The sequence below is a fragment of the Enterobacter sp. EGD-HP1 genome (assembly GCF_000733275.2).
Taxonomy (GTDB): domain Bacteria; phylum Pseudomonadota; class Gammaproteobacteria; order Enterobacterales; family Enterobacteriaceae; genus Enterobacter.
In genome coordinates, this window is sequence record NZ_AVOP01000004.1 from 70,869 (window position 1) to 96,853 (window position 25,985).

Sequence of the window (25,985 nt, forward strand, 5' to 3'; positions counted from 1 at the left end):
GTTTACCTGAGACTCGGGAAGATATAATTTTTCTATAGGTGATGCTTTTTTGTTATAGGGTGAGTGATGAGATATTTGCCAAAGCTTGGGCATCTTCAGGCCTTTCGTCAGGTGGCACGTAGCGGCAGTATTCGTTCAGCCGCGCGTGAGCTGGGCGTTTCTCAGCCCGGGTTGAGCCGAACATTGCGTGAGCTTGAGCAAACTTTAGGCACGCAACTTTTATTGCGCAGCAAAGAGGGCATCGCCCTGACCGAGGCGGGAATGGCCTTTTCCCAACGCGCGGAGTGGGTGCTGGAAGAGTTGCGCCGTGCGGCAGATGAAGTGGAACAGATTAACCATTACACCCACGGACGGTTGACCGTGGGATTCTCGTCACTGATTGCGCTGACGGTGTTTCCCGATGTGGCCGAGGCGTTTAAAGAGACGCTGCCGCAGGTGCTGCTGACGGTTAAAGAAGGACAATTATCATCGCTGTTACCCGGCGTGCGCAACGGTGAAATTGACATCGCCATCGGGTCTGTCGATCCGATGGCGCCGCCAGAAGGGGTGATGATCGAACCCCTGTTCACCTCGCCGTTTTGTATCGTCGCGCGCAAAGGACATCCGCTGGCTGACGCACGGGATCTGATGGCGCTACGTCAGGCCAAATGGCTGCTGCCGGAGTCATCAATGGGTTACTACCAGCAGCTGCAAAATGAGCTCAGCCATTTTTACCGACAGGTCGATGTGACTCCGCTGCGTACGGATTCTGTTATCACCGGCCTGAGTATGGTGCTCAACGCGGACTATCTAACGGTGGTTGCTCGGGCAATGTGTCAGCCGCTGCAGCTTGATGACAAGCTGGTCGCGCTGCCCATCGCCCAACTGCCGTCGGCTCAGTATTGTGCGGTGTGGTCGCAGAAATCGGCGATGACCACTAACGCGCGCCAGTTTTTAATCCGCCTGCGCGAGGCCTGCAGAGGGTTTAGCTGGTAGGGAAAAGATACGACTTTTGTCTGACCCAGGATCGACGCCGTCCGCACCATGCTGTAAGTATCTGCTTGCGGAGGTGCTTATGGCCTGGCGTCCGATTCTCTATGTGATCCTCACGACCCACCCCAGACTGAGCGCGCGGCGCGCCCGTTTGCGTCTGGTCATCTAGCTTTTTATTAACAATCGCGGTATAACACACCTTCTTTGGATGTTTAGATGTCCATACGTATAGAAGGTAATATGCAAACACAACAAGAAAATGGGCAGCTTAAGCGCACCATGAAAACACGCCACCTGATTATGCTCTCGCTGGGTGGCGTGATTGGGACAGGGTTATTCTTCAATACCGGCTACATCATTTCCACGACCGGGGCGGCGGGCACGCTGCTGGCGTACCTGATAGGCGCGCTGGTGGTCTGGCTGGTGATGCAGTGTCTGGGCGAACTCTCCGTGGCGATGCCGGAAACCGGCGCGTTCCACGTCTATGCCGCCCGCTATCTTGGCCCGGCGACGGGCTACACCGTGGCGTGGCTCTACTGGCTCACCTGGACGGTGGCGCTCGGCTCGAGCTTCACCGCCGCGGGCTTCTGCATGCAGTACTGGTTCCCGCAGGTGCCCGTCTGGGCCTGGTGCGTGGTCTTCTGCGTGGTGATTTTTGGCCTGAACGTCATCTCGACGCGCTTCTTTGCTGAAGGCGAGTTCTGGTTCTCCCTGGTCAAAGTCATCACCATCATCGCCTTTATTATTCTTGGCGGGGCGGCGGTCTTTGGCTTTATCCCGATGCAGGACGGTTCACCCGCGCCGGGCTTAAGCAATATCACTGCCGAAGGCTGGTTCCCGCACGGCGGCCTGCCGATCCTGATGACCATGGTGGCGGTGAACTTTGCCTTCTCCGGTACCGAGCTTATCGGCATCGCGGCGGGTGAAACCGAAAACCCGCACAAGGTGATTCCGGTTGCGATCCGCACCACCATCGCGCGCCTGATTATCTTCTTTATCGGTACCGTGTTTGTGCTGGCGGCGCTGATCCCTATGCAGCAGGCGGGCGTGGAAAAGAGCCCGTTCGTGCTGGTGTTTGAAAAGGTCGGTATTCCTTACGCGGCGGATATCGTTAACTTCGTGATCCTGACGGCGATCCTCTCGGCGGCTAACTCGGGTCTGTATGCCTCCGGGCGCATGCTGTGGTCGCTCTCTAACGAGAAAACGCTCCCGCGCTGCTTTGCCCGCGTGAACAAAAATGGCGTGCCGCTGACGGCGCTGTCGGTCTCTATGCTCGGCGGCGTGCTGGCGCTGTTCTCAAGCGTCGTGGCGCCGGACACGGTGTTCGTCGCGCTCTCGGCGATTTCAGGTTTTGCGGTGGTGGCGGTCTGGATCAGCATCTGCGCGTCGCACTTCGTTTTCCGTCGCCGTCATCTGCAGTCCGGGCAGCCGCTCTCTGCGCTGCAGTACCGCGCGCCGTGGTATCCGCTGGTGCCGGTGCTTGGTTTTATCCTCTGCATGGTGGCCTGTGTCGGACTGTGGTTTGACCCAAGCCAGCGCATTGCTCTTTATTGCGGGCTTCCGTTTGTCGCCCTGTGTTATGGTGCGTACTACCTGACCCGAAATATGACATCGCAGGAGCCTGAACATGTCGCAGAATAACCCGCTTACCGCCCTCCTTGAAAAGCAGCCGTTTGTGGTGCTGGATGGCGCGATGGCGACGGAGCTGGAAGCGCGCGGCTGTAACCTGGCAGACAGCCTCTGGTCTGCCAAAGTGCTGGTGGAAAACCCGGAACTCATCCGCGAAGTGCATCTCGATTACTATCGTGCGGGCGCGCAGGTGGCGATCACCGCCAGCTATCAGGCCACGCCTGCGGGCTTTGCGGCACGCGGTCTGGACGAAGCGCAGTCTCGCGCGCTGATCGGCAAAAGCGTGGAGCTGGCGCGTAAGGCGCGCGAAGCGTATCTGGCCGAAAACCCGCATGCGGGCACGCTGCTGGTGGCGGGCTCCGTTGGGCCGTACGGCGCGTATCTGGCGGATGGTTCTGAGTATCGCGGCGACTACGTGCGCAGTGCGGAAGAATTCACCACCTTCCACCGACCGCGCGTGGAAGCGCTGCTGGATGCGGGCGCTGACCTGCTGGCCTGCGAAACGCTGCCCTCGTTTGTGGAGATTAAGGCGCTGGCGGCGCTGCTGTCTGAATACCCCCGCGCCCGGGCGTGGTTCTCCTTTACCCTGCGGGACAGCGAACACCTGAGCGACGGTACGCCGCTGCGTGAGGTGGTCAGCGTGCTGGAAAACTCGCCGCACGTTGTCGCGCTGGGCATTAACTGCATCGCTCTGGAAAACACAGCGGCGGCGCTGAAGCATCTGCAAAGCCTGACGTCGCTACCGCTGGTGGTCTACCCGAACTCGGGCGAGCATTATGACGCGGTAACCAAAACCTGGCACCACCACGGTGAAGCGTGCGAGACGCTGGCGGGATATCTGCCGCAGTGGCTGGAAGCTGGCGCAAAGCTGATTGGCGGATGCTGTCGGACCACGCCGAAAGACATTGCTGAGCTGAACGCGCAGCGCTGAGTGCTTTGCCGGGTGGCGGCTACGCCTTACCCGGCCTACCTCTGAGATTTCGTGCGGCCTGATGCCCTCACCCTGACCCTCTCCCACGGGGAGAGGGAAAAAATGAACCGCACAAAATTCACTATCCTTTCCCGCTTTTTATCTAAAAACGAATCGTTATGAGCGATTCATTTTTATTCCTTTATCAAAATTCCCGCGCCGGAAATACTGCCCTCATAACAACAAGGGGAGCAGGCACTATGGCAATTTCATCGCGAATCACATTACTCGGCGCACTGGCGCTGTGGGCTTTTCAGGCGCAGGCGGTGGACGTCACCGTCGCGTATCAAACCTCTGCGGAACCGGCGAAAGTCGCGCAGGCGGACAACACCTTTGCCAAAGAGAGCGGGGCGAAAGTCGACTGGCGTAAATTCGACAGCGGGGCGTCCGTCGTGCGTGCGTTAGCCTCCGGCGACGTGCAGATTGGCAATATCGGCTCCAGCCCGCTGGCGGTTGCGGCCAGCCAGCAGGTGCCGATTGAGGTTTTCCTGCTCGCCTCGCAGCTCGGTAACTCAGAAGCGCTGGTGGTGAAGAAAAACATCACCAAACCGGAAGACCTGATCGGCAAACGTATCGCCGTGCCGTTTATCTCCACCACCCACTACAGCCTGCTGGCGGCGCTGAAACACTGGGGCATCAAGCCGGGTCAGGTACAAATTATCAACCTGCAGCCGCCGGCGATTATCGCCGCCTGGCAGCGTGGTGATATTGACGGGGCCTATGTGTGGGCACCGGCAGTAAACGAACTGGAAAAAGACGGCACCGTGCTGACCGATTCTGAAAAAGTGGGCCAGTGGGGCGCGCCAACCCTCGACGTGTGGGTCGTGCGCAAAGACTTTGCCGAGAAACATCCTGAGGTGGTGAAAGCCTTCGCCAAAAGCGCGATTGACGCCCAGCAGCCGTACATCTCTAACCCTGATGAATGGCTGAAGCAGCCCGCCAACCTGGAAAAACTCTCCCGCCTGAGCGGCGTGCCGCAAGCGGACGTGCCGGGGCTAGTGAAAGGCAATACCTATCTGACCCCCGCGCAGCAGGTGCAGCAGCTGGCCGGGCCGGTCAACAAAGCGATTGTGGATACCGCCACCTTCCTGAAAGAGCAGGGCAAAGTGCCCGCGGTGGCGGCGGATTACAGCCAGTACGTGACAGACCGCTTTGTGAAATAAGGAGTTCGCCATGCTGAATATTACAAATCTGTACGCCGATTACGGTGGGAAGCCCGCGCTGGAGGACATCAACCTGACGCTGGACAGCGGTGAGCTGCTGGTGGTGCTGGGTCCGTCAGGGTGCGGAAAAACCACGCTGCTGAATCTGATCGCCGGGTTTGTCCCTTATCAGCATGGCACCATTCAACTGGAAGGCAAAAAGGTGGAAGGCCCGGGGGCCGAGCGCGGCGTGGTCTTCCAGAACGAAGGATTGCTGCCCTGGCGCAACGTGCAGGAAAACGTGGCGTTTGGGCTACAGCTTGCAGGCATCAACCGCGAACAGCGGCTGGAAACGGCGCGGGCGATGTTGAAAAAAGTGGGGCTGGAAGGGGCGGAAAAACGCTTTATCTGGCAGCTTTCCGGCGGCCAGCGCCAGCGCGTCGGGATTGCCCGCGCGCTGGCTGCGAATCCGCAGCTGTTGCTGCTGGACGAGCCGTTCGGGGCGCTGGATGCCTTCACCCGCGAGCAGATGCAAACCCTGCTGCTGCGCCTGTGGCATGAGACGGGCAAGCAGGTACTGTTGATTACCCACGATATCGAAGAGGCTGTGTTTATGGCGACGGAGCTGGTGCTGCTCTCGCCGGGGCCGGGCCGCGTGCTGGAGCGTTTGCCGCTGGATTTCGCCCGCCGCTACGTCGCGGGAGAACCCGTGCGCAGCATCAAATCCGATCCGCTGTTTATCGAACAGCGTGAATACGTTTTAAGCCGCGTGTTTGAACAACGGGAGGCTTTCTCATGAGCATCGTCTTCAGTGAAAAAACGCGCCGCACGCGTCTGGCGCTGCGCTGGCCGTTCTCGCGTCAGATAACCCTCAGCGTCGGCACGCTGCTGGTATTGCTGGCGGTGTGGTGGGCGGTTGCTGCCCAGCAGTGGGTAAGCCTGCTGTTTCTGCCGCCGCCGGGACAGGTGCTGGCCAAACTCATTACCATCGCCGGGCCTCAGGGCTTTATGGATGCCACGCTCTGGCAGCACTTAGGTGCAAGTCTGGCGCGTATTCTGGTGGCGCTTCTGGCTGCCGTCATCATCGGCATTCCCGTGGGCATTGCGATGGGGCTGAGCCCGACGGTGCGCGGCATACTCGACCCGCTGATTGAGCTTTACCGTCCGGTGCCGCCGCTGGCCTATCTGCCGCTGATGGTTATCTGGTTTGGCATCGGTGAAACGTCAAAAATCCTGCTGATTTATCTGGCGATTTTCGCCCCGGTTGCCATGTCGGCGCTGGCGGGCGTGAAGAGCGCCCAGCAGGTGCGGATCCGCGCGGCGCAGTCGCTGGGCGCCAGCCGCACGCAGGTGCTGCTGTTCGTGATTTTGCCGGGTGCGTTGCCGGAGATTTTAACCGGGCTGCGCATTGGCCTCGGCGTGGGCTGGTCCACGCTGGTGGCGGCAGAGCTGATTGCAGCCACGCGCGGCCTTGGCTTTATGGTGCAGTCGGCGGGAGAGTTCCTGGCGACTGACGTGGTGCTGGCAGGGATCGCGGTGATCGCCGCGATCGCCTTTGGATTAGAACTGGGGCTGCGCGCGTTACAGCGTCGCCTGACGCCCTGGCATGGAGAAATACAATGAGTGAACGTCTGACCATTACCCCGCTGGGGCCGTACATTGGCGCGCAGGTGTCGGGCCTGGATGTGACCCGTCCGCTGAGCGATAACCAGTTTGAGCAGCTGTACCACGCGGTGCTGCGCCATCAGGTTGTTTTCCTGCGCGAACAGGCGATCACCCCGCAGCAGCAGCGCGCGCTGGCCCTGCGCTTTGGCGATCTGCATATCCACCCTGTCTATCCGCATGCGGAAGGCGTGGAGGAGATTATCGTTCTGGACACCCACAACGATAACCCGCCGGATAACGACAACTGGCACACCGACGTGACCTTTATCGAGACGCCACCCGCCGGGGCGATTCTGGCGGCGAAGCTGCTGCCGGAGACGGGCGGGGATACGCTGTGGGCCAGCGGCATTACGGCCTTTGAGGCGCTCTCCGCGCCGTTCCGGACGCTGCTGAGCGGGCTGCGGGCGGAGCATGACTTCAAAAAATCGTTCCAGGAATACAAGTACCGGAAAACGGAAGAGGAGCATCAGCGCTGGCAGGAGGCGGTCGCGAAACATCCTCCATTGCTGCACCCGGTGGTGCGGACCCATCCGGTCACGGGCAAGCAGGCGCTGTTCGTGAACGAAGGGTTCACGACGCGCATTGTGGACGTGTCCGAGAAAGAGAGTGAGGCGCTGCTGGGATTCCTGTTCGCGCATATCACCAAGCCGGAGTTTCAGGTGCGCTGGCGCTGGCAGGAGAACGACCTGGCGATCTGGGATAACCGCGTAACGCAGCACTATGCCAATGCGGACTATCTGCCGCAGCGCCGGATTATGCAGCGGGCGACGATTTTGGGGGATAAACCGTTTTACCGCCCTTGATCCTGCAGTACACGTAGGCCGGGTAAGGCGTAGCCGCCACCCGGCAATTGTGCACCGTTCTTGCCGGGTGGCGCTGCGCTTACCCGGCCTACAAAAAACTGCACATCTAAAGGTGCGCCTCAATATACCGCTGATAGCGGTTCGCCTTCAGGTAACACAAATCCACCAGCACCAGCCCGTCGACGCAGTCGTTAAATGCCGGGTCGCTGCCAAAATCAATAAACTGCACGCCGCCGGGTTCGCACAGCTCGGAATACTGCTTGTAGAGCGGCGGAATGCCGCAGCCCAGATTGCCGAGCAGGGATTTCAGCTTCGTCAGATCGTCCACGTAATCCACGCCGCCAAACTGCGCGAGCACGTCCGGCAGCGATGCAGGATACGGCTGACGAGACGCGGCGAGCGGATGCGTCGCCGGGAACCACAGGCGGTAAAAGGCGACCAGCAGATCCCGCGCGGCAGGCGGTAAGCCACCGGAAATCGAGACCGGGCCAAACAGGTAGCGGTAGTGCGGATAGCGCGCCAGGTAAGCCCCAATGCCGGACCATAAATAGTCCAGGCCGCGGCGTCCCCAGTAGCGCGGCTGAATAAAGCTGCGCCCCAGCTCAATGCCGTGTTCCAGCACGTCCTGCATTTTGTCGTCGTAGTGGAACAGGCTATAGCTGTACAGCCCTTCCAGACCCCGACGCTCAACCTGTTTTGCGGTTGGCATAAAGCGATACGCGCCGACGATCTCCAGATCCGCATCATCCCACAGGATCAGGTGCAGATAATCGTCATCGTAACGATCGGTGTCCCGGCGTTTACCGCTCCCTTCCTCCACCGCGCGAAAGGCAATCTCGCGCAGGCGGCCCAGCTCGCGCAGCAGCGGGGCGTCTTCCTGACCGTTGCGCTGCCAAAGATAGATGGTTTTACCGTCGCTGGTATTGCCCAGACATTCGGCCTGCGCCAGCGCGCGTTTCAGGGTGGCCCGGTCTTCCGGACGGGCAATGGCGCACTGGGTTTTAAAGACGCCAGGCACTCCCTTGCCAAGACGCATCACGTGCTGACGACACTGCTCGGCCATCTCACGCGACGAAAGGGTGGCGCTATGCCAGTGATGCCACGCAATCTGCTGGCCGATTTTAATCGGCAGCTGGCTGTGGCGGCGGCGGAACATTTGCTGCATCAATAGCAGCATCGACAGAGTTGGCGACACCAGCGTGCTGGCATAAAAAAGCAGGCTGTTATGCGCCTGAATATGCACCGGCAGCAGCGGGGCGCGCAGCTTGCTGGCGAGTTTGATAAAGCCGGAGTGCCACTTTTTGTCGCGAACGCCTTTGCGCGTGGGGCGGGACACTTCTCCGGCCGGGAAGAAGATCAGCACGCCCGCGTTTTGCAGATGCTGTTCCATCTGGAGCAGGGACGATTTCGCCGTCCTGCCGCCCATATTGTCCACCGGAATAAACAGCGAGCTGAGGGGTTCAAGGTGGGTCAGCATCCGGTTGGTCACGACTTTAACATCGCGTCGCACGCGGGAGACGGCGTACATCAGCGCCAGTCCGTCCAGCGTACCCGTCGGGTGGTTGGCAATAATGACCAGCGGGCCATGTTCGGGGATTTGTTCAAGATCGCGGGCGGAAACGGTGCAGAGAATATCAAGGTGTTCCAGAACTTGCTCCACCATATCCAGTCCTTTCAGGTGGCGGTGTGCTGCGGCAAATTGCTGAAATTCGTCTTCGTAAAACAGTCTTTTTAACAGACTTTTTTGCCAGGGTGCAGGCCTCGCCTGAGGCCAAAGATCGTCGAGAACGCTATCGAGGCTAAACATGATTACTCCTCCTGCCGTCTTGCGAAGACAGTAGAAGGAGCAGATGTCGATTGTATTGCAGTTTGGTGAAGATTAGCGGAGGATTTTTTTCTCGGCCAGATCCAGCGCGAAGTAGCTGAAGATCAGATCCGCGCCTGCGCGTTTGATGGCGCCGAGGCTTTCCAGGATCACTTTCTCTTCGTCAATGGCACCCGCCAGCGCGGCGAATTTGATCATCGCGTACTCGCCGCTGACCTGGTAAGCGCCCAGCGGCAGCTCGGTACGCTCGCGGATGTCGCGCAGAATATCAAGGTACGCGCCAGCCGGTTTTACCATCAGGCAGTCTGCGCCCTGGGCTTCATCAAGCAGAGATTCACGAATCGCTTCCCGACGGTTCAGCGGGTTCATCTGATAGGTTTTACGATCGCCTTTCAGCGCCGTGCCCGCCGCTTCACGGAACGGGCCGTAGAAGGAGGAGGCGAATTTGGTGGAGTAGGACATGATGGCGGTGTCGGTAAAGCCTGCCGCGTCCAGCGCCTGACGAATCGCCTGAACCTGTCCGTCCATTGCCGCAGAAGGTGCGATGAAGTCCGCACCCGCAGCGGCAGCGACCACAGCCTGCTTGCCAAGGTTCAGCAGGGTGGCATCGTTATCCACGCCGTGATCGCACAGCACGCCGCAGTGGCCGTGAGAGGTGTATTCGCAGAAACAGGTATCGGACATGACGATCATTTCCGGCACGGTCTCTTTGCAGATGCGGGACATGCGGGCGACGAGGCCATCCTCTTTCCACGCGTCGCTGCCGGTGGCGTCGGTATGGTGAGAGATGCCGAAGGTCATCACCGAGCGGATCCCCGCGTTGGCGATGCGTTCGATCTCACGCGCCAGATATTTCTCCGGAATGCGCATTACGCCCGGCATGGCTTCGATGGCTTTGTAGTCATCGATCTCTTCTTCGACAAAAATCGGCAACACCAGATCGTTTAAGGTCAGGGTTGTCTCTTCAAACATAGCGCGCAGTGCAGGTGACTTGCGCAGGCGGCGGGGACGTGCAATTAAATCGGTCATGGTATGCCTGATGTTTGTGGAACAAAGAAGGCTAGTGTACCTCAAAGTGAAGACAGGTGTTTTACTAAAGTGGGCATTTTGTTTTTTGCGAAATGCGGCAGGTCAGGCTTTATATCATCAATATATAATACAGGTCAGTATATTGATGAAAGGAAGAGGTATTCGTGTTGTTTCTATATTAAGGGGAATGCATCATTAAAAATGATCTATTATTTTTTATTATATGCTTTGCATTGGTGAGGCTGTATTTTAACGTTTTGTTTTTATAATATTTATCTCGAGTAACCCATGCGTTTGCCGTTTTGAAGGTGCTATTGGTCTGGATACGGACTTAATGGAAACATTCATTGAACCTTTTCGAAATGAAAATGCATAATTCCCTCCGCAATAAAATATTGCCAAATGATGTGATGGACAAACTTGCTTACGTCCCTGAGGAGGGATGACCCAATGCAAACATGGAAAAAGAAACTGGTTGTATCTCAACTTGCATTAGCCTGCACCCTGGCTATCGCTTCTCAGGCCAATGCGAAGGATATTTCCGGTACGACATATAATACCTTTGGATATGATAATACCGCGTCTACCCCCTGGTATTATGGTTACGCTGACTGGGATTACTCCGATGCCAGCCACGATGGTGATATTTATCCGGTGATTAATAAATCTACCGTGAATGGTATTATTTCAACGTATTATCTGGATGATGGTGTCAATGGCCATGCCAATGCGCTGAGCATTTCTAACAGCACCATAAATGGCATGATCACGTCTGAATGTATGACCACGACCTGTGCAGATGGTGTAGATACCGACGGCACTAATCATACTCAGTACGATCGTTTTAGTTTGACGGTGGATAATTCTACTATCAACGATACCTATGAGCATTATGCTTACGACGTTGTAAATGGCGACAATACTGAAACCCATTATCTGGACACATATGCTCTGGGTAATGCGATTACGCTGGACGCAGAGTCTGATATCGTTATTCAGAATAACTCCCACGTAGCGGGCATCACACTGACGCAGGGTTATCAGGAGCCGGATAATACTCCTTACGACGGTGTTGAAGGCGTAGCCAACAGCAGCAAAGTCTTTACTGACACACTGCTGGTGAAAGACTCGGTACTGACTTCTGGTGCATACAGCGACCTGGGCACCAGCGGATTCTACGGCCAAACCGCGAAGCCGAGCGATTATGGAGAAACCAACGCGACAGCGGCGGATGATGCGGCGCTGATTGTGGCCGCCAGCGCGTCTGATAACGCGATGCAGACCGCCGCCACATTCGATCACTCCACCGTTACTGGCGACATTCTTTTCTCCAGCACCTTCGACAACAATTTCTACCCGAACGGCGATCCGGCAACCGATATCACCGATGACGGTGTGTATAACCCAACCACCAACGGCTGGGACGGTACCGATAAGCTCGACGTTACGCTGACCAACGGCAGTAAATGGGTGGGCGCAGCTCAGTCAAGTGTTGAAGCCATTGGTACCTCCCAGATGTACGGCCAGGGATATAGTGATGTGGACTGGAGCACCCTGTCCCCTAACAGCATCTGGCCTGACTCCACCTATGACAGCAACGACCACGTAGCGGGTGAAGAGGTCTATCAGAGCGGTCTGTTTAACATCGCGCTGGATAACGGCTCTGAGTGGGATACCCGCAAGGTTTCTAACATCGACACGCTGACGGTAAACAACCAGTCTCAGGTCAATGTTGAAAACTCAGGCCTGCTGGCGGATACCATAACCCTGACCAATGCTTCTTCAATGAATATCGGTGACAGCGGCGGCGTGGCGACCGACCATCTGTATCTGGACAGCTATAGCCGTGCGGCACTGACGGAAGAAACGGCCGAACTGTATGCCAACACCATCACCGTGGATAACGGTGCTGAGCTGGCGCTGGGGCTGGGTCAGGTTGATACGCACAATATGGTCCTGACCGAAGGTGGTGTACTGAACGTTGCCAGCCGTGATTATGTGCTGAACAGCGATCTGAACAACGCACGCTATATCACCAACGATAAGTACAATGCTGATTACGACTACGGTGTTGTGGCGATTAACTCAGATGGCCATCTGTCAGTGAACGGTGACGTTGCAGGTAACTACCAGGTGCGCATTGACGATGCGACAGGTGCCGGTTCCGTTGCTGATTACAAAAACAAAGAGATTATTCGCGTCTATGACAATAACGCGGATACCACGGCCAGCTTTACTGCTGCAAACAAAGCCGATTTAGGTGCTTACACCTACCAGGCGCAGCAGCAGGGTGACACCGTTGTCCTCCAGCAGAAAGCGCTGACCGACTACGCCAATATGGCGCTGAGCATCCCATCTGCCAATACCAATATCTGGAACCTGCAGCAGGATACCGTAGGTACGCGTCTGACCAACAGCCGTCACGGCCTGGCGGACAACGGCGGAGCGTGGGTGAGCTACTTCGGTGGTAACTTCGACGGCGACAATGGCGTTATTAGCTACGATCAGGATGTGAGCGGCATTATGGTTGGTCTGGATACGCAGATTGACGGTAATAGTGCGAAGTGGATCGTCGGCGGTGCGGCAGGTTTCGCGAAGGGGGATATCAGCGATCGTACCGGTCAGGTCGATCAGGACAGCCAGACGGCAATGATCTACGCGTCGGCGAAGTTCATGAACGATCTGTTCCTCGACAGCTCCCTGAGCTACACCCGCTTCAACAGCGATCTCTCTGCTAACATGAGCAACGGTCAATATGTTGATGGCAACACCACTAATGACGCAGTTGGTTTTGGGTTGAAACTGGGCTATGACTGGAAACCAAACCTGTCCGGCTATGTCACACCATACGCAGCCGTGTCTGGCCTGTTCCAGTCTGGCGATGATTATCGTCTCAGCAATGACATGCGCATGGATGGGCAATCTTACGATAGCCTGCGTTATGAACTCGGTGTTGATGCGGGTTACACCTTCAACTACGGCGGCGATCAGGCTCTGACGCCTTACTTCAAACTGGCCTACGTTTATGACGATGCCGATAACAATGCCGACATTAACGGTGACAGCATTGATAACGGCGTGAAAGGCTCCGCTGTGCGTGCAGGATTGGGCACCCAGTTCAGCTTCACGAAGAACTTCAGTGCTTACACTGATGCCACTTATCTGGGCGGCGGTGACGTTGACCAGAACTGGGGCGCAAATCTGGGTGTGAAATATACCTGGTAATGAATAAAGCGGGGGAGTCATATCCCCCGCTTTTTATATACATAAATAAAAATAATATTGAACCGACAAATACGGATGCCTTGAGGTCTGCATGAACGTTAATGCGAAACCGCTTTCTGAATTAAGCCGGCTCGAACAGTGTTTGAAATCAGCCAGTACCCCTTTTAAAACTGCTCCACAACAATTAATTACACCAGGTGAGTGTCATGAACCCCGCACGACCGTATTACAAACCGGTATAATCAAAATTTATCGTTGTTCAGATGAGCTGCTTGTGGGCATCGCAACAGCACCTTTTATTTTAGGGCTGTCCACCGTGATGATTAATCATAGTCAGGAATATAGAGTGGTAGCCAAAACAGCCTGCACGGGATTTTATTTGCCCACTGAAACCACTCGTCAACTTATACAACAGAACGCGCTGTGGAAAGAGGCCTTCGGTTGGTTATCCTGGATAAACTATATTCTTGAGAAACGTGATATGCAGCTGGTGGGAAATAATTCCTACCATCAGATCCGCGCCATGCTGCTGAATATGGCAGAGTGGGATGAAACGCTGCGCTCAAAAATTGGTGTGATGAATCATATTCAACAAAGTACGCGTATTTCACGTTCAGTGGTTGCTGAGGTTCTCGCTGCCCTGCGGCAAGGTAACTACATCAATATGAGCCGGGGCAAGCTGGTCAGCATTAACCGCTTGCCCACGGAATATTAAGATCAGTTAGACGCGGTGAGCACCTGGGCTTTGTTGGCGCTCAGTTCAGCCACTAAGTTATTAATTCCGTCACTCATATTAACGAAACGCGTATGTGGGGAGCGGGTGACCACCACAAACGCGCCCACGTTTGACTGTGGGATCATGGCCATATAGGTGATGAATCCACCGCCGCCGCCGGTTTTCTGAATAATTCCCGGACGGCCATTTTTCGGCGCCATATAGACCCACCCCAGGCCGAGCGCATCGGCTTTACCCGGCACGTCCATCCCGATGACGCGGTGCAGTTGAGTACGCTGATAAATCAGAGTCTGCATGCGATCGGCCTGGCTGGTGCGAGCGTAGAAATCCGAGGAGAGGAACTGCTGCATCCAGCGCATCATGTCGCCAGGCGTGGAATAGACCCCGCCGCTGCCCACTGCCGCGAGCGTGTTATTACAGGGGCTCGCGCCTTTCTCTGCCACCATCAGGCGACGGCACTGATCCGGGGACGGGGTAAAGGTGGTGTCTTTCATACCCAGCGGGCGGGTAATCTGCTCTTCAAATAGCTGCGTATAGGGTTTACCCGCCGCCGTTGAAAGGGCGTCCGCCAGCAGGTCAAAGGCCAGGTTTGAATAAGAGGCCTGCGAACCCGGCGCCGCCTTCAGCGTGGCGGTACTCAGGTAGCTCCAGCGCTGGTCGCGCGTTGGCCAGACAAATACGTCACGATGCGCCGCCCCGCCCGGCTGCTCACGCGGCAGGGCGCTGGTGTGGGTGGCTAGGTTCACAAGCCGAATCGGCGTACCCTGCCAGGTCGGAACCCGAGCGCCTGGAGGCGCGTATTTGCTGAGCGGGTCGTCGAGTTTTACCACGCCCTGGTCGAGCAGTTTCACCAGCATTTCGCTGGTCATCAGCTTGGTTAAGGACGCGATGCGGATAACGGAATCCAGCTGCGGGTGAACGTTATTTCCTGGGCGCGTCTCGCCAAAGCTGCGGAACACACGCTGGTTGCCGTCGATGACGACCATCGCCATCCCGGTCGCGCCGCTGCCGTAATAGATAAGATTCGCGTAGCGATCGGCAATATCTGAAGCTAAAACGGGCGCCGTCAGCGGTTGGGCTGCCTGGGCGGTAGAAAAGCTCACCGCACACAGCGCGGCAAAAGAGAGCAGACAACGTTTCAACGAAAAGCATCCATGAAGTGAATGAGGAAAGTAATGGGTATTTATACTACTAATCGGTACCGCGCAATGCCCCGATTGCATAACGATAGCGAGAAAAACGTAACCATGGGTAAATATGATCAATTTACTTACGAGCCATCTCCCATTTTGTGACATCGGGCTTATGATAGGCACCAGTGTCACTCAATCTTACGGAGAACGGTATGTCTGAGAAGCGTGTGGTTATGGTTGTCGATATGCAGAACGGGGTATTTGAAACCCCTCGTCATCAGCGCGAAAAGTGTGTCTTTCTGATCAACCAGCTTACGCAGGCAGCCGACAAGGTGATTTTTATTCAGCATACCGAGGCCGGAGGTCTGGAAGAGGGAAGCGAAGGGTTTGCGCTACTGCCTGAACTCCATCAGCCTGCTGACGCGCTTTACGTGACCAAAACCGCCTGCGATGCCTTCTATAACACCGCGCTTGAGGCGCTGCTGCGTGAGCAGGGCATTCGCGAGTTTGTTATCTGCGGCTGCGCCACCGATTACTGCGTCGATGCGACGGTGAAGAACGGCGTCAGCCGGGGTTATCACATCACCGTCGCGGAAGATGCCCATACTACCGCCAATCGCCCGGCGGCAGAGGCGCAGATCGTGATTAACCACCACAATGACGTCTGGCGTAACTTCATCGCGCCGGCGAATCCTCTCGCGGTGAAACGCACCGAAACAATTCTCGAAAACTGGAAAGCGAACTAATAATCAACCCTCGGGTCTGACCTTTTTGCCCAGGCCGGGAGGCTGGCTCGGGCAGGTTTTTCGTGTGGTAACGTGTTGTGCACAGCAACAACCATAACAACAAGAAGGAAGCATTATGTTTAAGTCTTTTTTCCCAAAGCCGGGGCCTTTTTTCCTGTCGGCATTTATTTGGGCACTCATCGCTGTCATTTTCTGGCAGGCGGGCGGCGGCGCATGGCTGACGCGCATCACGGGGGCAACGGGTGATGTGCCGATTAGCGCGGCGCGCTTCTGGTCGCTGAGCTATCTGCTGTTTTATGCCTACTACATGGTATGCGTGGGGCTGTTTGCGCTGTTCTGGTTTGTTTATTCTCCGCACCGCTGGCAGTACTGGTCGATCCTCGGCACATCGCTGATTATCTTTGTCACCTGGTTCCTCGTGGAAGTGGGTGTGGCGGTTAACGCCTGGTATGCGCCGTTCTACGATCTGATTCAGACCGCGCTGAGCTCGCCGCACAAGGTGACCATCAACCAGTTCTACCATGAAGTCGGGATCTTCCTCGGTATCGCCCTTATTGCGGTGATCATCGGCGTGATGAACAACTTCTTCGTCAGCCACTACGTTTTCCGCTGGCGTACCGCGATGAATGAACATTACATGGCGCACTGGCAGCACCTGCGCCATATCGAAGGCGCCGCGCAGCGTGTGCAGGAAGACACCATGCGTTTTGCCTCCACCCTTGAAGACATGGGCGTAAGCTTTATCAACGCCATCATGACGCTGATTGCCTTCCTGCCCGTGCTGGTAACGCTCTCGGCGCACGTGCCGGATCTGCCGATTGTTGGCCATCTTCCGTATGGTCTGGTGATTGCAGCGATCGTCTGGTCGCTGATGGGTACGGGCCTGCTGGCGGTGGTGGGGATCAAACTGCCGGGCCTGGAGTTTAAAAATCAACGCGTGGAAGCCGCTTACCGTAAAGAGCTGGTTTACGGTGAAGATGATGCTAACCGCGCCTCGCCGCCGACCGTCCGCGAGCTGTTTGGCGCCGTGCGTCGTAACTACTTCCGACTCTACTTCCACTATATGTATTTCAACATTGCCCGTATTTTGTATCTGCAGGTGGACAATGTTTTCGGTTTGTTCCTGCTGTTCCCGTCGATTGTTGCGGGTACGATTACGCTCGGTCTGATGACGCAGATTACCAACGTTTTCGGTCAGGTTCGTGGGTCGTTCCAGTACCTGATCAGCTCCTGGACCACCCTGGTAGAACTGATGTCCATCTATAAACGTCTGCGCAGTTTTGAACGTGAGCTGGACGATCGTGACCTGCAGGAAGTCACCAACACATTTAGCTGATACAGGAAGTTGCTATGTCTTTTGCCGTACCGCGCGCGTTACCGTTGTCCTTGCTGGCCGCTCTTGTGCTGGCAGGCTGTGCCGAAAAAGGGGCCGCTCCGCTCAAAAAGGGGGAGAAGCCCGTCGATGTGGCGAGCGTAGTGCGGCAGAAAATGCCCGCCAGCGTGAAGGATCGCAACGCGTGGGCAGATGCGCTGGCAAAAACCTTTGAAAGCCAAAAGATCGCGCCGACCGAGGAGAATATCTGCTCGGTGCTGGCGGTGGCGCAGCAGGAGTCGATGTACCAGTCAGACCCGGTCGTGCCGGGTCTGAACAAAATTGCCTGGAAAGAGATCGACCGCCGCGCGGAATCCATGCATATCCCGGTGTTCCTCGTGCATACCGCGCTTAAAATCACCTCGCCGAACGGCAAAAGCTACAGCGAACGGCTGGATGCGGTCAAAACCGAAAAACAGCTTAGCGCCATCTTTGATGATTTCATCAGTATGGTCCCGATGGGGCAGAAGCTGTTTGGTTCACTGAACCCGGTACACACCGGTGGCCCGATGCAGGTGAGCATTGCGTTCGCGGAGAAGCATACCGACGGCTACCCGTGGAAAATCGACGGTACGGTGCGCCAGGAGGTCTTCTCCCTGCGCGGCGGGCTGTGGTTCGGCACGTATCATCTGCTGAACTATCCGGCGAACTACAATGAGCCGCTGTACCGCTTTGCCGACTTTAACGCGGGCTGGTATGCCAGCCGTAATGCGGCATTCCAGAGTGCGGTCAGCCGCGCAACCGGCGTCAAGCTGGCGCTGGACGGCGATCTCATCGCCTACGGCAGCAGCGAGGCGGGAAGCACCGAGCTGGCAGTACGGAAATTATCGACCACGCTTGGCTTGAGCAACAGCGACATTCGCCGTCAGCTTGAAAAAGGCGACAGCCTGGCATTCGAGAAAACGGATCTGTACAGGAAGGTGTTTGCGCTTGCGGAGCAGAAAAGCGGGAAAGCGTTACCGAGGGCTATCCTGCCGGGGATCCAGCTGGAAAGCCCGAAGATCACGCGTAACCTCACTACCGCATGGTTCGCAAAACGCGTGGACGATCGTCGGGCTCGCTGTATGGGGCTTTAACGGCGACGGCGGAAGCGAAAGCGCAGCACTAACGCCACAACGCCCAGAATCATACATCCCGCGAGGAAGGGAATCAGGCCGAACAGGGTGCTGACACCAAACCCAATCTCAACTCGCGGGCGTCCGTTATCCTGCACCTGCATCAGGTGTTCATAAACGCCAGGCGCATGGACCAGCATATTGAGCAGCTGGGAACCGGCCCAGAAGCAGAACAGGACAAACAGGGCATAAGCGATATTACCCGCCGTGGAGGTTTTTGGTTTGCCGCCAAAAATCGGTTTCGACAATGTAAAGTCAGCCATGTTGACCTCCCGTGGTATCACTCTGTTTTAATACGCGTCTTATGGGGTGAGTTTGACAGGTCATCGCATTTGTCAATATCAGAATCGTGGTAATTTGCGCTCAGGAATCCTCCTGGATTGTCGATTTCTGCAGCACATCACAATTTCATTACTTAAGTGAAATTGCGTCGCGTTTCAGAATTTCCGTATCTGCCACAGACCTGGCCGAAAAACTGTGAGAGGATGTCTTTTTTTCTTGCCGGAGTTGTTATGAAGCTCACGTCCAAACTACGCCGTGACTGGCACTACTACGCCTTTGCCATCGGGCTGATCTTTATTCTTAACGGCGTCGTGGGCCTGTTGGGGTTTGAAGCAAAAGGGTGGCAAACGTATGCCGTCGGGCTGGTGACCTGGGTGATAAGTTTCTGGCTGGCGGGGCTGATTATCCGCCGTCGCCCTGAAGAGACGACAGCGGATGAGGCGGAGTCGGCGAAGCGCGCCGATTAACCGTTTACGGAACTTTTAAGCGCGCTGTCGGCGGCGTGACGCTCCAGCGCCAGTTCGATCAGGCGGGTGATCAACTCCGGGTAGCTCAGGCCGCTCGCCTGCCACAGTTTCGGATACATGCTGATGTTAGTGAACCCCGGCAGCGTGTTGATTTCATTGATCACTACTTTGTTTTCCGGCGTCAGGAACACATCCACGCGCGCCATGCCGCAGCAGCCGAGCGTCTGATAAGCGCGAATGGCGATCGCCCGGATCTTATCGTTAACCGCCGGATCGAGATCCGCAGGCACGACAACCTGCGCGCCTTTGTCATCAATGTATTTGGTGTCGTACGAGTAGAAGTCGCTGTTTAAGACCACTTCGCCGCAGGTGCTCGCCTGTGGGAAATCGTTGCCCAGCACGGCGCACTCAATTTCACGGCCTTTAATACCCTGTTCAACCACCACTTTATGGTCGAACTCAAACGCCAGACGGACGGCCTGCGTGAACTCTGCTTCGCTGGTGACCTTGCTGACGCCCACGGAGGAGCCCTGGTTTGCAGGCTTCACAAACAGCGGCAGACCCAGCTCTCCGCTAATTTGCGCGAAGGTGTGCGTGTCGCGGTTGGCGCGGGTGAGGGTCACGAATGGCGCAATGTTCAGCCCGGCATCGCGCAGCAGGCGTTTGGTGACGTCTTTGTCCATGCACGCGGCAGAGCCGAGTACGTCCGAGCCGACGAACGGCAGGTTGGCCATGCGCAGCATCCCCTGCAGGGAACCATCTTCCCCCAGAGTGCCGTGGACGATGGGGAAGACAACGTCGATCTGGGCGAGAGCCTGCGCGTTGCCGGCGTCGATGAGCTGCCCCTTCACGACTCCGGGTACGGTGGCGACGCTCACTTCTGAAGGATTAAGGGCGATGTGTGCCGGATCGTGAGCATTCAGCAGATACTGGCTGGCATCGTTAACGTGCCACTGGCCCTGCTTATCAATGCCCAGCAGCACCACGTCGAAACGGCTTTTATCGATTGCATCAACGATATTTTTGGCCGATTGCAATGACACTTCGTGTTCCGCTGATTTTCCCCCAAAGACAATACCTACGCGCTGCTTAGCCATCTCACTCTCTTCCAGTCTGACGAAAAGCCAATAACATACCACGATGCCCGGCGGGTTTCGCGGCCTTCTGCCATAATGTTTTGGGGAATGCTGAGGGGGGAGAGTGAAAGGAAAAACGCTGCTGACCGTTTTGATTATTGTGGCCGTTGCAACGGCGGGTTACCGCTGGTTGCCGTCTTACTACAACCCTTTCATGCCGCTGACCCTTGACGACCCGCCGGGCCGAATCACCCAGTATAAGCTTCGGCGCTTAACCCCCGAGGCGTGCGCGAGCCTGCTGTCGCAGGCTAACCAAAGAGATCTCATCCGCACCCAGCCGGTGGCGAACAGCGGCGGCGCGTGTCCGCTTAACAACGTTGTGCGCGTACGTGACTTCGGCCCGGTCAGCCTGAACAGCAGCTTTCTTGCCAGCTGTCCGCTGGCGCTCGGCTCTGCGCTGTTTATCAGCCAGCAGGCCCGGCCGCTGACAAAACGCTATACGGGCAGCGACCTGACCCGCATCGACCATCTCGGCAGCTTTGCCTGCCGCAATATTTACCACCGCCCTGACGCACGACGCAGCGAACATGCCACGGCGGAAGCGCTGGATATCGCCGCTTTTCGGCTGGCGAACGGGGAACGCGTCACGGTACTGAACGGCTGGAAGGCGGCAACAACGCAGCCCTGGCTGAAGGCCATGCTGGCGGCAAGCTGCGGCTACTACGGAAACGGCCTTGGGCCGGAGTATAACGCGGCGCACGCCAACCACTTTCATCTGGGAATGCGCGGTTTCGGTCTCTGTCGGTGAAGCATAATATTCCGCCAGAAAATGGATGATTTGTGACTTATTTCACAAATATGATGACTGGGGAGATAAAACACCAAAGTCAGTCAGGCCGCATCTCTGGTGCGACGTCAAAACGCGTAACTTGCTAATCTGTAGGCGAATTCGCCTAAAAATGAAGACTATTTCTTTATGGAATCCTGGAAAGTTAATCTCATCTCGGTCTGGTTCGGCTGCTTCTTCACCGGTCTGGCCATCAGCCAGATCCTGCCGTTCCTGCCGCTGTACGTTTCGCAGCTGGGGGTGACCTCGCATGAAGCGCTCTCCATGTGGTCCGGCCTGACGTTCAGCGTCACGTTTCTGGTCTCCGCCATTGTGTCACCGATGTGGGGCAGCCTGGCGGATCGGAAAGGCCGAAAACTGATGCTGCTGCGCGCCTCGCTCGGGATGGCGATCGCCATTCTGCTGCAGGCCTTCGCCACCAACGTCTGGCAGCTGTTTTTCCTGCGCGCGGTGATGGGGCTGACGTCCGGGTACATTCCGAATGCCATGGCGCTGGTCGCCTCTCAGGTGCCGCGCGAGCGTAGCGGCTGGGCGCTGAGTACGCTTTCCACGGCACAGATAAGCGGCGTCATCGGCGGTCCGCTGCTGGGCGGCTTTCTGGCGGACCACGTCGGGCTGCGCGCGGTATTTATCATCACCGCGATCCTGCTGGTGGTCAGTTTTCTGGTCACGCTCTTTCTTATCAAAGAGGGAGGCCGCCCGGTTATCAGTAAATCTGAACGCCTGAGCGGCAAGGCCGTCTTCGCCTCTCTGCCTTATCCTGGGCTGATGATCAGCCTGTTTGTGACCACTATGGTTATCCAGCTTTGTAACGGTTCGGTCGGTCCGATTCTGGCGCTGTTTATCAAGTCGATGGAGCCGGAGAACACAAATATCGCTTTTCTGAGCGGCATGATTGCCGCCGTGCCGGGCGTATCCGCCCTGATTTCCGCGCCGCGTCTGGGAAAACTGGGTGACAGGATCGGCACGGCGCGCATCCTGATGGCGACGCTGATCTTTGCGGTGGTGCTCTTCTTCGCGATGTCGTTTGTCACCTCTCCGCTTCAGCTTGGCGTATTGCGATTTCTGCTCGGGTTTGCTGATGGCGCCATGTTGCCTGCGGTACAGACCCTGCTGGTTAAATATTCCAGCGACCAGGTGACGGGGCGTATTTTTGGCTATAACCAGTCATTTATGTATCTGGGGAATGTTGCCGGTCCGCTTATTGGCGCATCCGTTTCCGCGATGGCCGGTTTTCGCTGGGTATTTGCGGCCACAGCTATTGTCGTTTTAATCAATATTATCCAGCTGGCTATTGCGCTGCGTCGCCGCAGACAAGTGGCGGAGGCTAAGTCGGCGAGATAATCGTTTCGTTGATGTATTATATATTCTTATAGTAGCCGCATTTTTATATAACGAAATGCGGCGTTTTTTATAGAAAAACGTTTCGCTCACCGTGACTGTCCTTTAATTCCGTTCCTGCATCACTTTTGCATACCATAATAAATTTCTTCTCTTTGCATTATGGATTCAGAGTGATAACGTCAGACAAAACTGAAAAAGGAACTGGCACGATGAAAAATCTCATTGCTGAATTGCTGGTCAAGCTGGCACAAAAGGAAGAAGAGTCAAAAGAGCTGGTCGCTCAGGTCGAAGCGCTGGAAATTGTGGTCACCGCGCTGCTGCGACAAATGGCGAAAACCGATCAACAGGCGTTGATTGAGAGCGTTGAAGGGGCGCTGGAGAGCGTCAGACCTGAATCGCAGGTCCCGGTTGAAGATGCCGAGATGCTCCACCAATACGTAAAGAAGCTGTTAAGGCATCCGCGCAGCTAAACCGTCACAGGACGTAACGACGTGTCATAGAATTGTCATGCAGGATGCCTATAGTCGCTCTGTTTTTATTTTTATGTATTTGTACATGGAGAAAATAAATTGAAACAGAGCGCATTTTTCATTGCATTACTTCCCCTGTTAATTACTCCCGCCATTTATGCCGACACTTCTCATACCAGCGTGCTGGATAATCGTGCGGCAAAAGGGGATATCACCCAGCCTGGCGGCGCACGCCGTTTATCAGAAGATCAAACTGCCGCTATTCGCGCTTCGCTGAATGATAAGCCGGCGAAAAATATTATTCTGCTTATTGGCGATGGAATGGGGGATTCCGAAATCACGGCGGCGAGAAATTATGCCGAGGGTGCGGGCGGCTTTTTTAAAGGCATCGACGCATTACCGCTGACCGGACAATATACCCATTACGCGCTGGATAAAAAAACCGGTAAACCGGATTACGTCACGGACTCCGCGGCCTCTGCTACGGCGTGGTCCACCGGCGTGAAAACCTATAATGGCGCGCTGGGAGTGGATATTCACGAAAAAGATCATCAAACCCTTCTGGAGATGGCAAAAGCGGCGGGTCTGGCGACCGGCAACGTCTCTACCGCTGAGCTTCAGGATGCAACGCCCGCGGCACTGGTGGCGCACGTGACCTCGCGTAAATGCTACGGCCCGTCAGTGACCAGCGAAAAATGCCCAACGAACGCGCTGGAAAAAGGTGGCAAAGGCTCGATTACGGAGCAGCTGCTGAACGCGCGTCCTGACGTGACCCTGGGCGGTGGCGCGAAAACCTTCGCGGAAACCGCGACGGCGGGCGAGTGGCAGGGCAAAACGCTGCGCGAGCAGGCGCAGGCTCGCGGCTATCAGCTGGTGAGTGATGCCCGTTCTCTGGCGGCGATAACCGAGGCGAGCCAGGACAAACCGCTGCTGGGGCTGTTCTCCGATGGCAACATGCCCGTGCGCTGGGAAGGACCAAAAGCCTCTTATCACGGCAATATCGATAAACCTGCCGTGACCTGCACCCCGAACCCGAAACGCACTGACAGCGTACCGACGCTGGCGGCGATGACCGATAAAGCCATCTCTCTGCTGAGCAAGAGCGAAAAAGGGTTCTTCCTGCAGGTAGAGGGCGCGTCGATCGATAAGCAGGATCATGCGGCGAACCCGTGCGGTCAGATTGGCGAAACCGTCGATCTGGACGAAGCGGTGCAGAAGGCGCTTGAGTTCGCGAAAAAAGACGGCAACACCCTGGTGATCGTCACCGCGGACCATGCCCACGCCAGCCAGATCATCCCGGCAGATACCAAAGCCCCGGGCCTGACGCAGGCGCTGAACACCAAAGATGGCGCCGTTATGGTGATGAGCTACGGCAACTCTGAAGAAGAGTCCATGGAGCACACCGGCACCCAGCTGCGCATTGCAGCCTACGGCCCGCACGCGGCAAACGTGGTAGGCCTGACCGATCAAACGGATCTGTTCTACACCATGAAGGCGGCGCTGGGTCTTAAATAATAAAATCCCGGCGGAAATCACATCTGCCGGGTGGTTTTTTTCCCGTCACGAACCAGACTTACAGGGAATGTTCACAAAAGGATGGTGCAATGAAAACAACATTACTGGTTACTCTGCTCTCCGGCCTGTTCCTGGTCGCATCGGCGAACGCCGAAGAGAAAACGCTAACGCCGCAACAACAGCGTATGACCACCTGTAATCAACAGGCGACGTCTCAGAGTCTGAAGGGAGATGCCCGCAAGACCTACATGAGCGACTGCCTTAAAAATGGTGCCGCGAAGCCGGCTGAAAAAAGCCTGACGCCGCAGCAGCAAAAAATGCGCGAGTGTAATGCGAAAGCGACGGAACAGTCCCTGAAAGGGGACGACCGCAGCAAGTTCATGAGCGCCTGCCTGAAGAAAAAAGTGTAGTTCTAACGGGTGAGCGGCTTCGGCGGCTCACCCGAAATTTCATACTTTCCCCGCAGACCCCCTCTCTATAATTTGGGAAAATGTTTCAGAATATTCCCAAAAATGATGAATGATGAAACGTATTACAACAAAAAGCGCATTCGGGAAGAGTGGAATTTAACCCTTTCTCAGGATGACCCTCACCGCGCCGGCATTCAGTTTGCCCGGCGAGTTCGGCTGGCGCGCGCCGTCGGGCTGGCGGCGATGTTTTTCCCGGTTGCGGGGATGCTGGTCACCCATTTTTTACCCGGTGGCTGGTGGCTTTTACTGGTGGGGTGGTCGTTCGTCTGGCCCCATTTCGCCTGGCAGCTATCCTGCCGTGCCGCTTCACCTCATCAGCAGGAAATTTTTAATCTCAAAATCGATGCCATTATTGCCGGGCTCTGGATCGGCGTGATGGGGATGAATGCATTACCCACCGCAGCGCTGGTGATGATGGTGGGGATGAACATGATGGGCTCCGGTGGCTGTCGTCTGTTCATCCCGGGGATCGCGTTGACGCTGCTCTCCGCGCTGGTGACCCTGCCGCTCGTTGGGAAGGTGACCATCTTCAACCCCGACCCCGTAGAGTGGATCCTGACGCTGCCCGTACTCATGCTTTATCCCATGCTGTTTGCCTGGCTCAGCCACCGCACCGCCGTCAGGCTTGCGGAGCACAAGCGGCGGCTGGAAATAATGGGCACCCGAGACGGCATGACCGGGGTCTTTAACCGACGACACTGGGAAATGCTGCTGCGAAATGAATTTGAGCACTGTCGGCGCGACCACCGCACCGCCACGATACTGCTGATTGATATCGACCACTTTAAAAACATCAACGACACCTGGGGGCACGACGTGGGCGACGAGGCGATCGTTGCCATTACGCGCCAGCTCCAGCGGTCGGTACGGTCAGGCGATGCTATCGGCCGGTTTGGCGGGGATGAGTTTGCGGTGATCATGTCCCAGACGGCGGCGGAAAGCGCCATCGCCGTGATGTCGCGACTGCATGAGCGGCTGGAAAAGCTGACCTTACCGTGCGCGCCAAAAGAAGCGCTGCGCATCAGCGTAGGCGTTGCCCCCTGGGGACCGCAGTTTGGACACTATCGGGAATGGCTGAAGGCGGCTGACGTGGCGCTGTACAAGGCGAAAAATGCCGGGCGCGGCCGCACCGAAGTGGCGGCCTGACGCCCG

General features: G+C 56.5%; 24 protein-coding genes. 19 read left to right on the forward strand and 5 right to left on the reverse strand.

Annotation, left to right across the window (positions count from 1 at the left end; translation table 11 throughout):
- The first annotated feature begins 66 nt into the window (after positions 1–66).
- From N037_RS05595 to tauD, 7 genes are all read left to right on the forward strand, one after another.
- Positions 67–975, forward strand: a complete 909-nt coding sequence (locus N037_RS05595; RefSeq protein ID WP_023334651.1) for a LysR substrate-binding domain-containing protein — start codon at positions 67–69, stop codon at positions 973–975.
- Positions 976–1,212: 237 nt separating this feature from the next.
- Entirely contained in the window at positions 1,213–2,613 is a 1,401-nt protein-coding gene (gene mmuP, locus N037_RS05600) for an S-methylmethionine permease (RefSeq protein ID WP_032639604.1), read from the forward strand.
- Complete coding sequence (gene mmuM / locus N037_RS05605) at positions 2,600–3,532, forward strand: homocysteine S-methyltransferase (protein WP_032639606.1); 933 nt, start codon at positions 2,600–2,602, stop codon at positions 3,530–3,532. Before mmuP ends, mmuM begins: the two co-directional genes overlap by 14 nt.
- 239 nt (positions 3,533–3,771) lie before the next feature.
- The gene (tauA, locus tag N037_RS05610) at positions 3,772–4,734 is read left to right on the forward strand and encodes a taurine ABC transporter substrate-binding protein (protein ID WP_023334654.1); all 963 of its coding nucleotides are present in this window, start codon (positions 3,772–3,774) and stop codon (positions 4,732–4,734) included.
- A 10-nt stretch (positions 4,735–4,744) separates the two neighbouring features.
- Positions 4,745–5,512: a taurine ABC transporter ATP-binding subunit gene (gene tauB / locus N037_RS05615; protein WP_023334655.1), complete on the forward strand. Its 768-nt coding sequence runs from the start codon at positions 4,745–4,747 to the stop codon at positions 5,510–5,512.
- The gene (gene tauC / locus N037_RS05620; protein ID WP_032639609.1) at positions 5,509–6,336 is read left to right on the forward strand and encodes a taurine ABC transporter permease TauC; all 828 of its coding nucleotides are present in this window, start codon (positions 5,509–5,511) and stop codon (positions 6,334–6,336) included. Before tauB ends, tauC begins: the two co-directional genes overlap by 4 nt.
- Positions 6,333–7,181 carry a taurine dioxygenase gene (gene tauD, locus N037_RS05625; protein WP_032639611.1) on the forward strand — a complete coding sequence of 283 codons (849 nt, stop codon included), beginning with the start codon at positions 6,333–6,335 and terminating at the stop codon, positions 7,179–7,181. The genes tauC and tauD overlap by 4 nt, the downstream gene beginning before the upstream one ends.
- Before the next feature lie 106 nt (positions 7,182–7,287).
- Here tauD and N037_RS05630 read toward each other — a convergent pair whose 3' ends face one another.
- Both N037_RS05630 and hemB read right to left on the reverse strand, forming a co-directional pair.
- The gene (locus N037_RS05630) at positions 7,288–8,988 is read right to left on the reverse strand and encodes a lysophospholipid acyltransferase family protein (protein ID WP_032639613.1); all 1,701 of its coding nucleotides are present in this window, start codon (positions 8,986–8,988) and stop codon (positions 7,288–7,290) included.
- A 72-nt stretch (positions 8,989–9,060) separates the two neighbouring features.
- Positions 9,061–10,035 (reverse strand): porphobilinogen synthase, encoded by a 975-nt coding sequence (gene hemB, locus N037_RS05635; protein WP_023334658.1) that lies wholly within the window; start codon positions 10,033–10,035, stop codon positions 9,061–9,063.
- A gap of 450 nt (positions 10,036–10,485) precedes the next feature.
- On the opposite strand from hemB, the gene N037_RS05640 reads away from it, so the two are divergent.
- On the forward strand, positions 10,486–13,260 hold the full coding sequence (locus N037_RS05640; protein WP_032639614.1) for an autotransporter outer membrane beta-barrel domain-containing protein: 2,775 nt from the start codon (positions 10,486–10,488) through the stop codon (positions 13,258–13,260).
- A gap of 91 nt (positions 13,261–13,351) precedes the next feature.
- A complete protein-coding gene (locus N037_RS05645; protein WP_023334660.1) occupies positions 13,352–13,975 on the forward strand; it encodes a helix-turn-helix domain-containing protein in 624 nt (207 codons plus the stop codon).
- Between the two features lie 2 nt (positions 13,976–13,977).
- On the opposite strand, the gene ampH is transcribed toward N037_RS05645, so the two are convergent.
- Positions 13,978–15,138 carry a D-alanyl-D-alanine-carboxypeptidase/endopeptidase AmpH gene (ampH, locus tag N037_RS05650; RefSeq protein WP_023334661.1) on the reverse strand — a complete coding sequence of 387 codons (1,161 nt, stop codon included), beginning with the start codon at positions 15,136–15,138 and terminating at the stop codon, positions 13,978–13,980.
- Positions 15,139–15,341: 203 nt separating this feature from the next.
- On the opposite strand from ampH, the gene N037_RS05655 reads away from it, so the two are divergent.
- From N037_RS05655 to N037_RS05665, 3 genes are all read left to right on the forward strand, one after another.
- Entirely contained in the window at positions 15,342–15,875 is a 534-nt protein-coding gene (locus tag N037_RS05655; protein WP_023334662.1) for an isochorismatase family protein, read from the forward strand.
- 115 nt (positions 15,876–15,990) lie between these two features.
- Entirely contained in the window at positions 15,991–17,211 is a 1,221-nt protein-coding gene (gene sbmA, locus N037_RS05660) for a peptide antibiotic transporter SbmA (RefSeq protein ID WP_023334663.1), read from the forward strand.
- Positions 17,212–17,225: 14 nt separating this feature from the next.
- Entirely contained in the window at positions 17,226–18,323 is a 1,098-nt protein-coding gene (locus N037_RS05665; protein WP_032639618.1) for a DUF1615 domain-containing protein, read from the forward strand.
- Here the strand turns inward: N037_RS05665 and N037_RS05670 are convergent.
- Complete coding sequence (locus tag N037_RS05670) at positions 18,320–18,625, reverse strand: DUF2755 family protein (protein WP_032639619.1); 306 nt, start codon at positions 18,623–18,625, stop codon at positions 18,320–18,322. The genes N037_RS05665 and N037_RS05670 overlap by 4 nt on opposite strands.
- Positions 18,626–18,874: 249 nt before the next feature.
- Between N037_RS05670 and N037_RS05675 the strand changes: the two genes are divergently transcribed.
- On the forward strand, positions 18,875–19,111 hold the full coding sequence (locus N037_RS05675) for a DUF2754 domain-containing protein (RefSeq protein WP_023334666.1): 237 nt from the start codon (positions 18,875–18,877) through the stop codon (positions 19,109–19,111).
- Here N037_RS05675 and ddlA read toward each other — a convergent pair.
- Positions 19,108–20,208, reverse strand: a complete 1,101-nt coding sequence (gene ddlA, locus N037_RS05680; RefSeq protein WP_032639621.1) for a D-alanine--D-alanine ligase — start codon at positions 20,206–20,208, stop codon at positions 19,108–19,110. The genes N037_RS05675 and ddlA overlap by 4 nt on opposite strands.
- Positions 20,209–20,311: 103 nt before the next feature.
- On the opposite strand from ddlA, the gene N037_RS05685 reads away from it, so the two are divergent.
- From N037_RS05685 to adrA, 6 genes are all read left to right on the forward strand, one after another.
- Entirely contained in the window at positions 20,312–20,995 is a 684-nt protein-coding gene (locus N037_RS05685; RefSeq protein ID WP_032639623.1) for an extensin-like domain-containing protein, read from the forward strand.
- A gap of 168 nt (positions 20,996–21,163) precedes the next feature.
- The gene (locus N037_RS05690; RefSeq protein ID WP_032639626.1) at positions 21,164–22,378 is read left to right on the forward strand and encodes a multidrug efflux MFS transporter; all 1,215 of its coding nucleotides are present in this window, start codon (positions 21,164–21,166) and stop codon (positions 22,376–22,378) included.
- Positions 22,379–22,587: 209 nt separating this feature from the next.
- A complete protein-coding gene (iraP, locus tag N037_RS05695; RefSeq protein ID WP_023293178.1) occupies positions 22,588–22,848 on the forward strand; it encodes an anti-adapter protein IraP in 261 nt (86 codons plus the stop codon).
- Positions 22,849–22,947: 99 nt separating this feature from the next.
- On the forward strand, positions 22,948–24,363 hold the full coding sequence (phoA, locus tag N037_RS05700; RefSeq protein WP_032639628.1) for an alkaline phosphatase: 1,416 nt from the start codon (positions 22,948–22,950) through the stop codon (positions 24,361–24,363).
- An 89-nt stretch (positions 24,364–24,452) separates the two neighbouring features.
- Positions 24,453–24,773, forward strand: a complete 321-nt coding sequence (gene psiF, locus N037_RS05705; protein WP_023334671.1) for a phosphate starvation-inducible protein PsiF — start codon at positions 24,453–24,455, stop codon at positions 24,771–24,773.
- Positions 24,774–24,875: 102 nt separating this feature from the next.
- Entirely contained in the window at positions 24,876–25,979 is a 1,104-nt protein-coding gene (gene adrA / locus N037_RS05710) for a diguanylate cyclase AdrA (protein ID WP_032639630.1), read from the forward strand.
- The last annotated feature ends 6 nt before the right edge of the window (positions 25,980–25,985 follow it).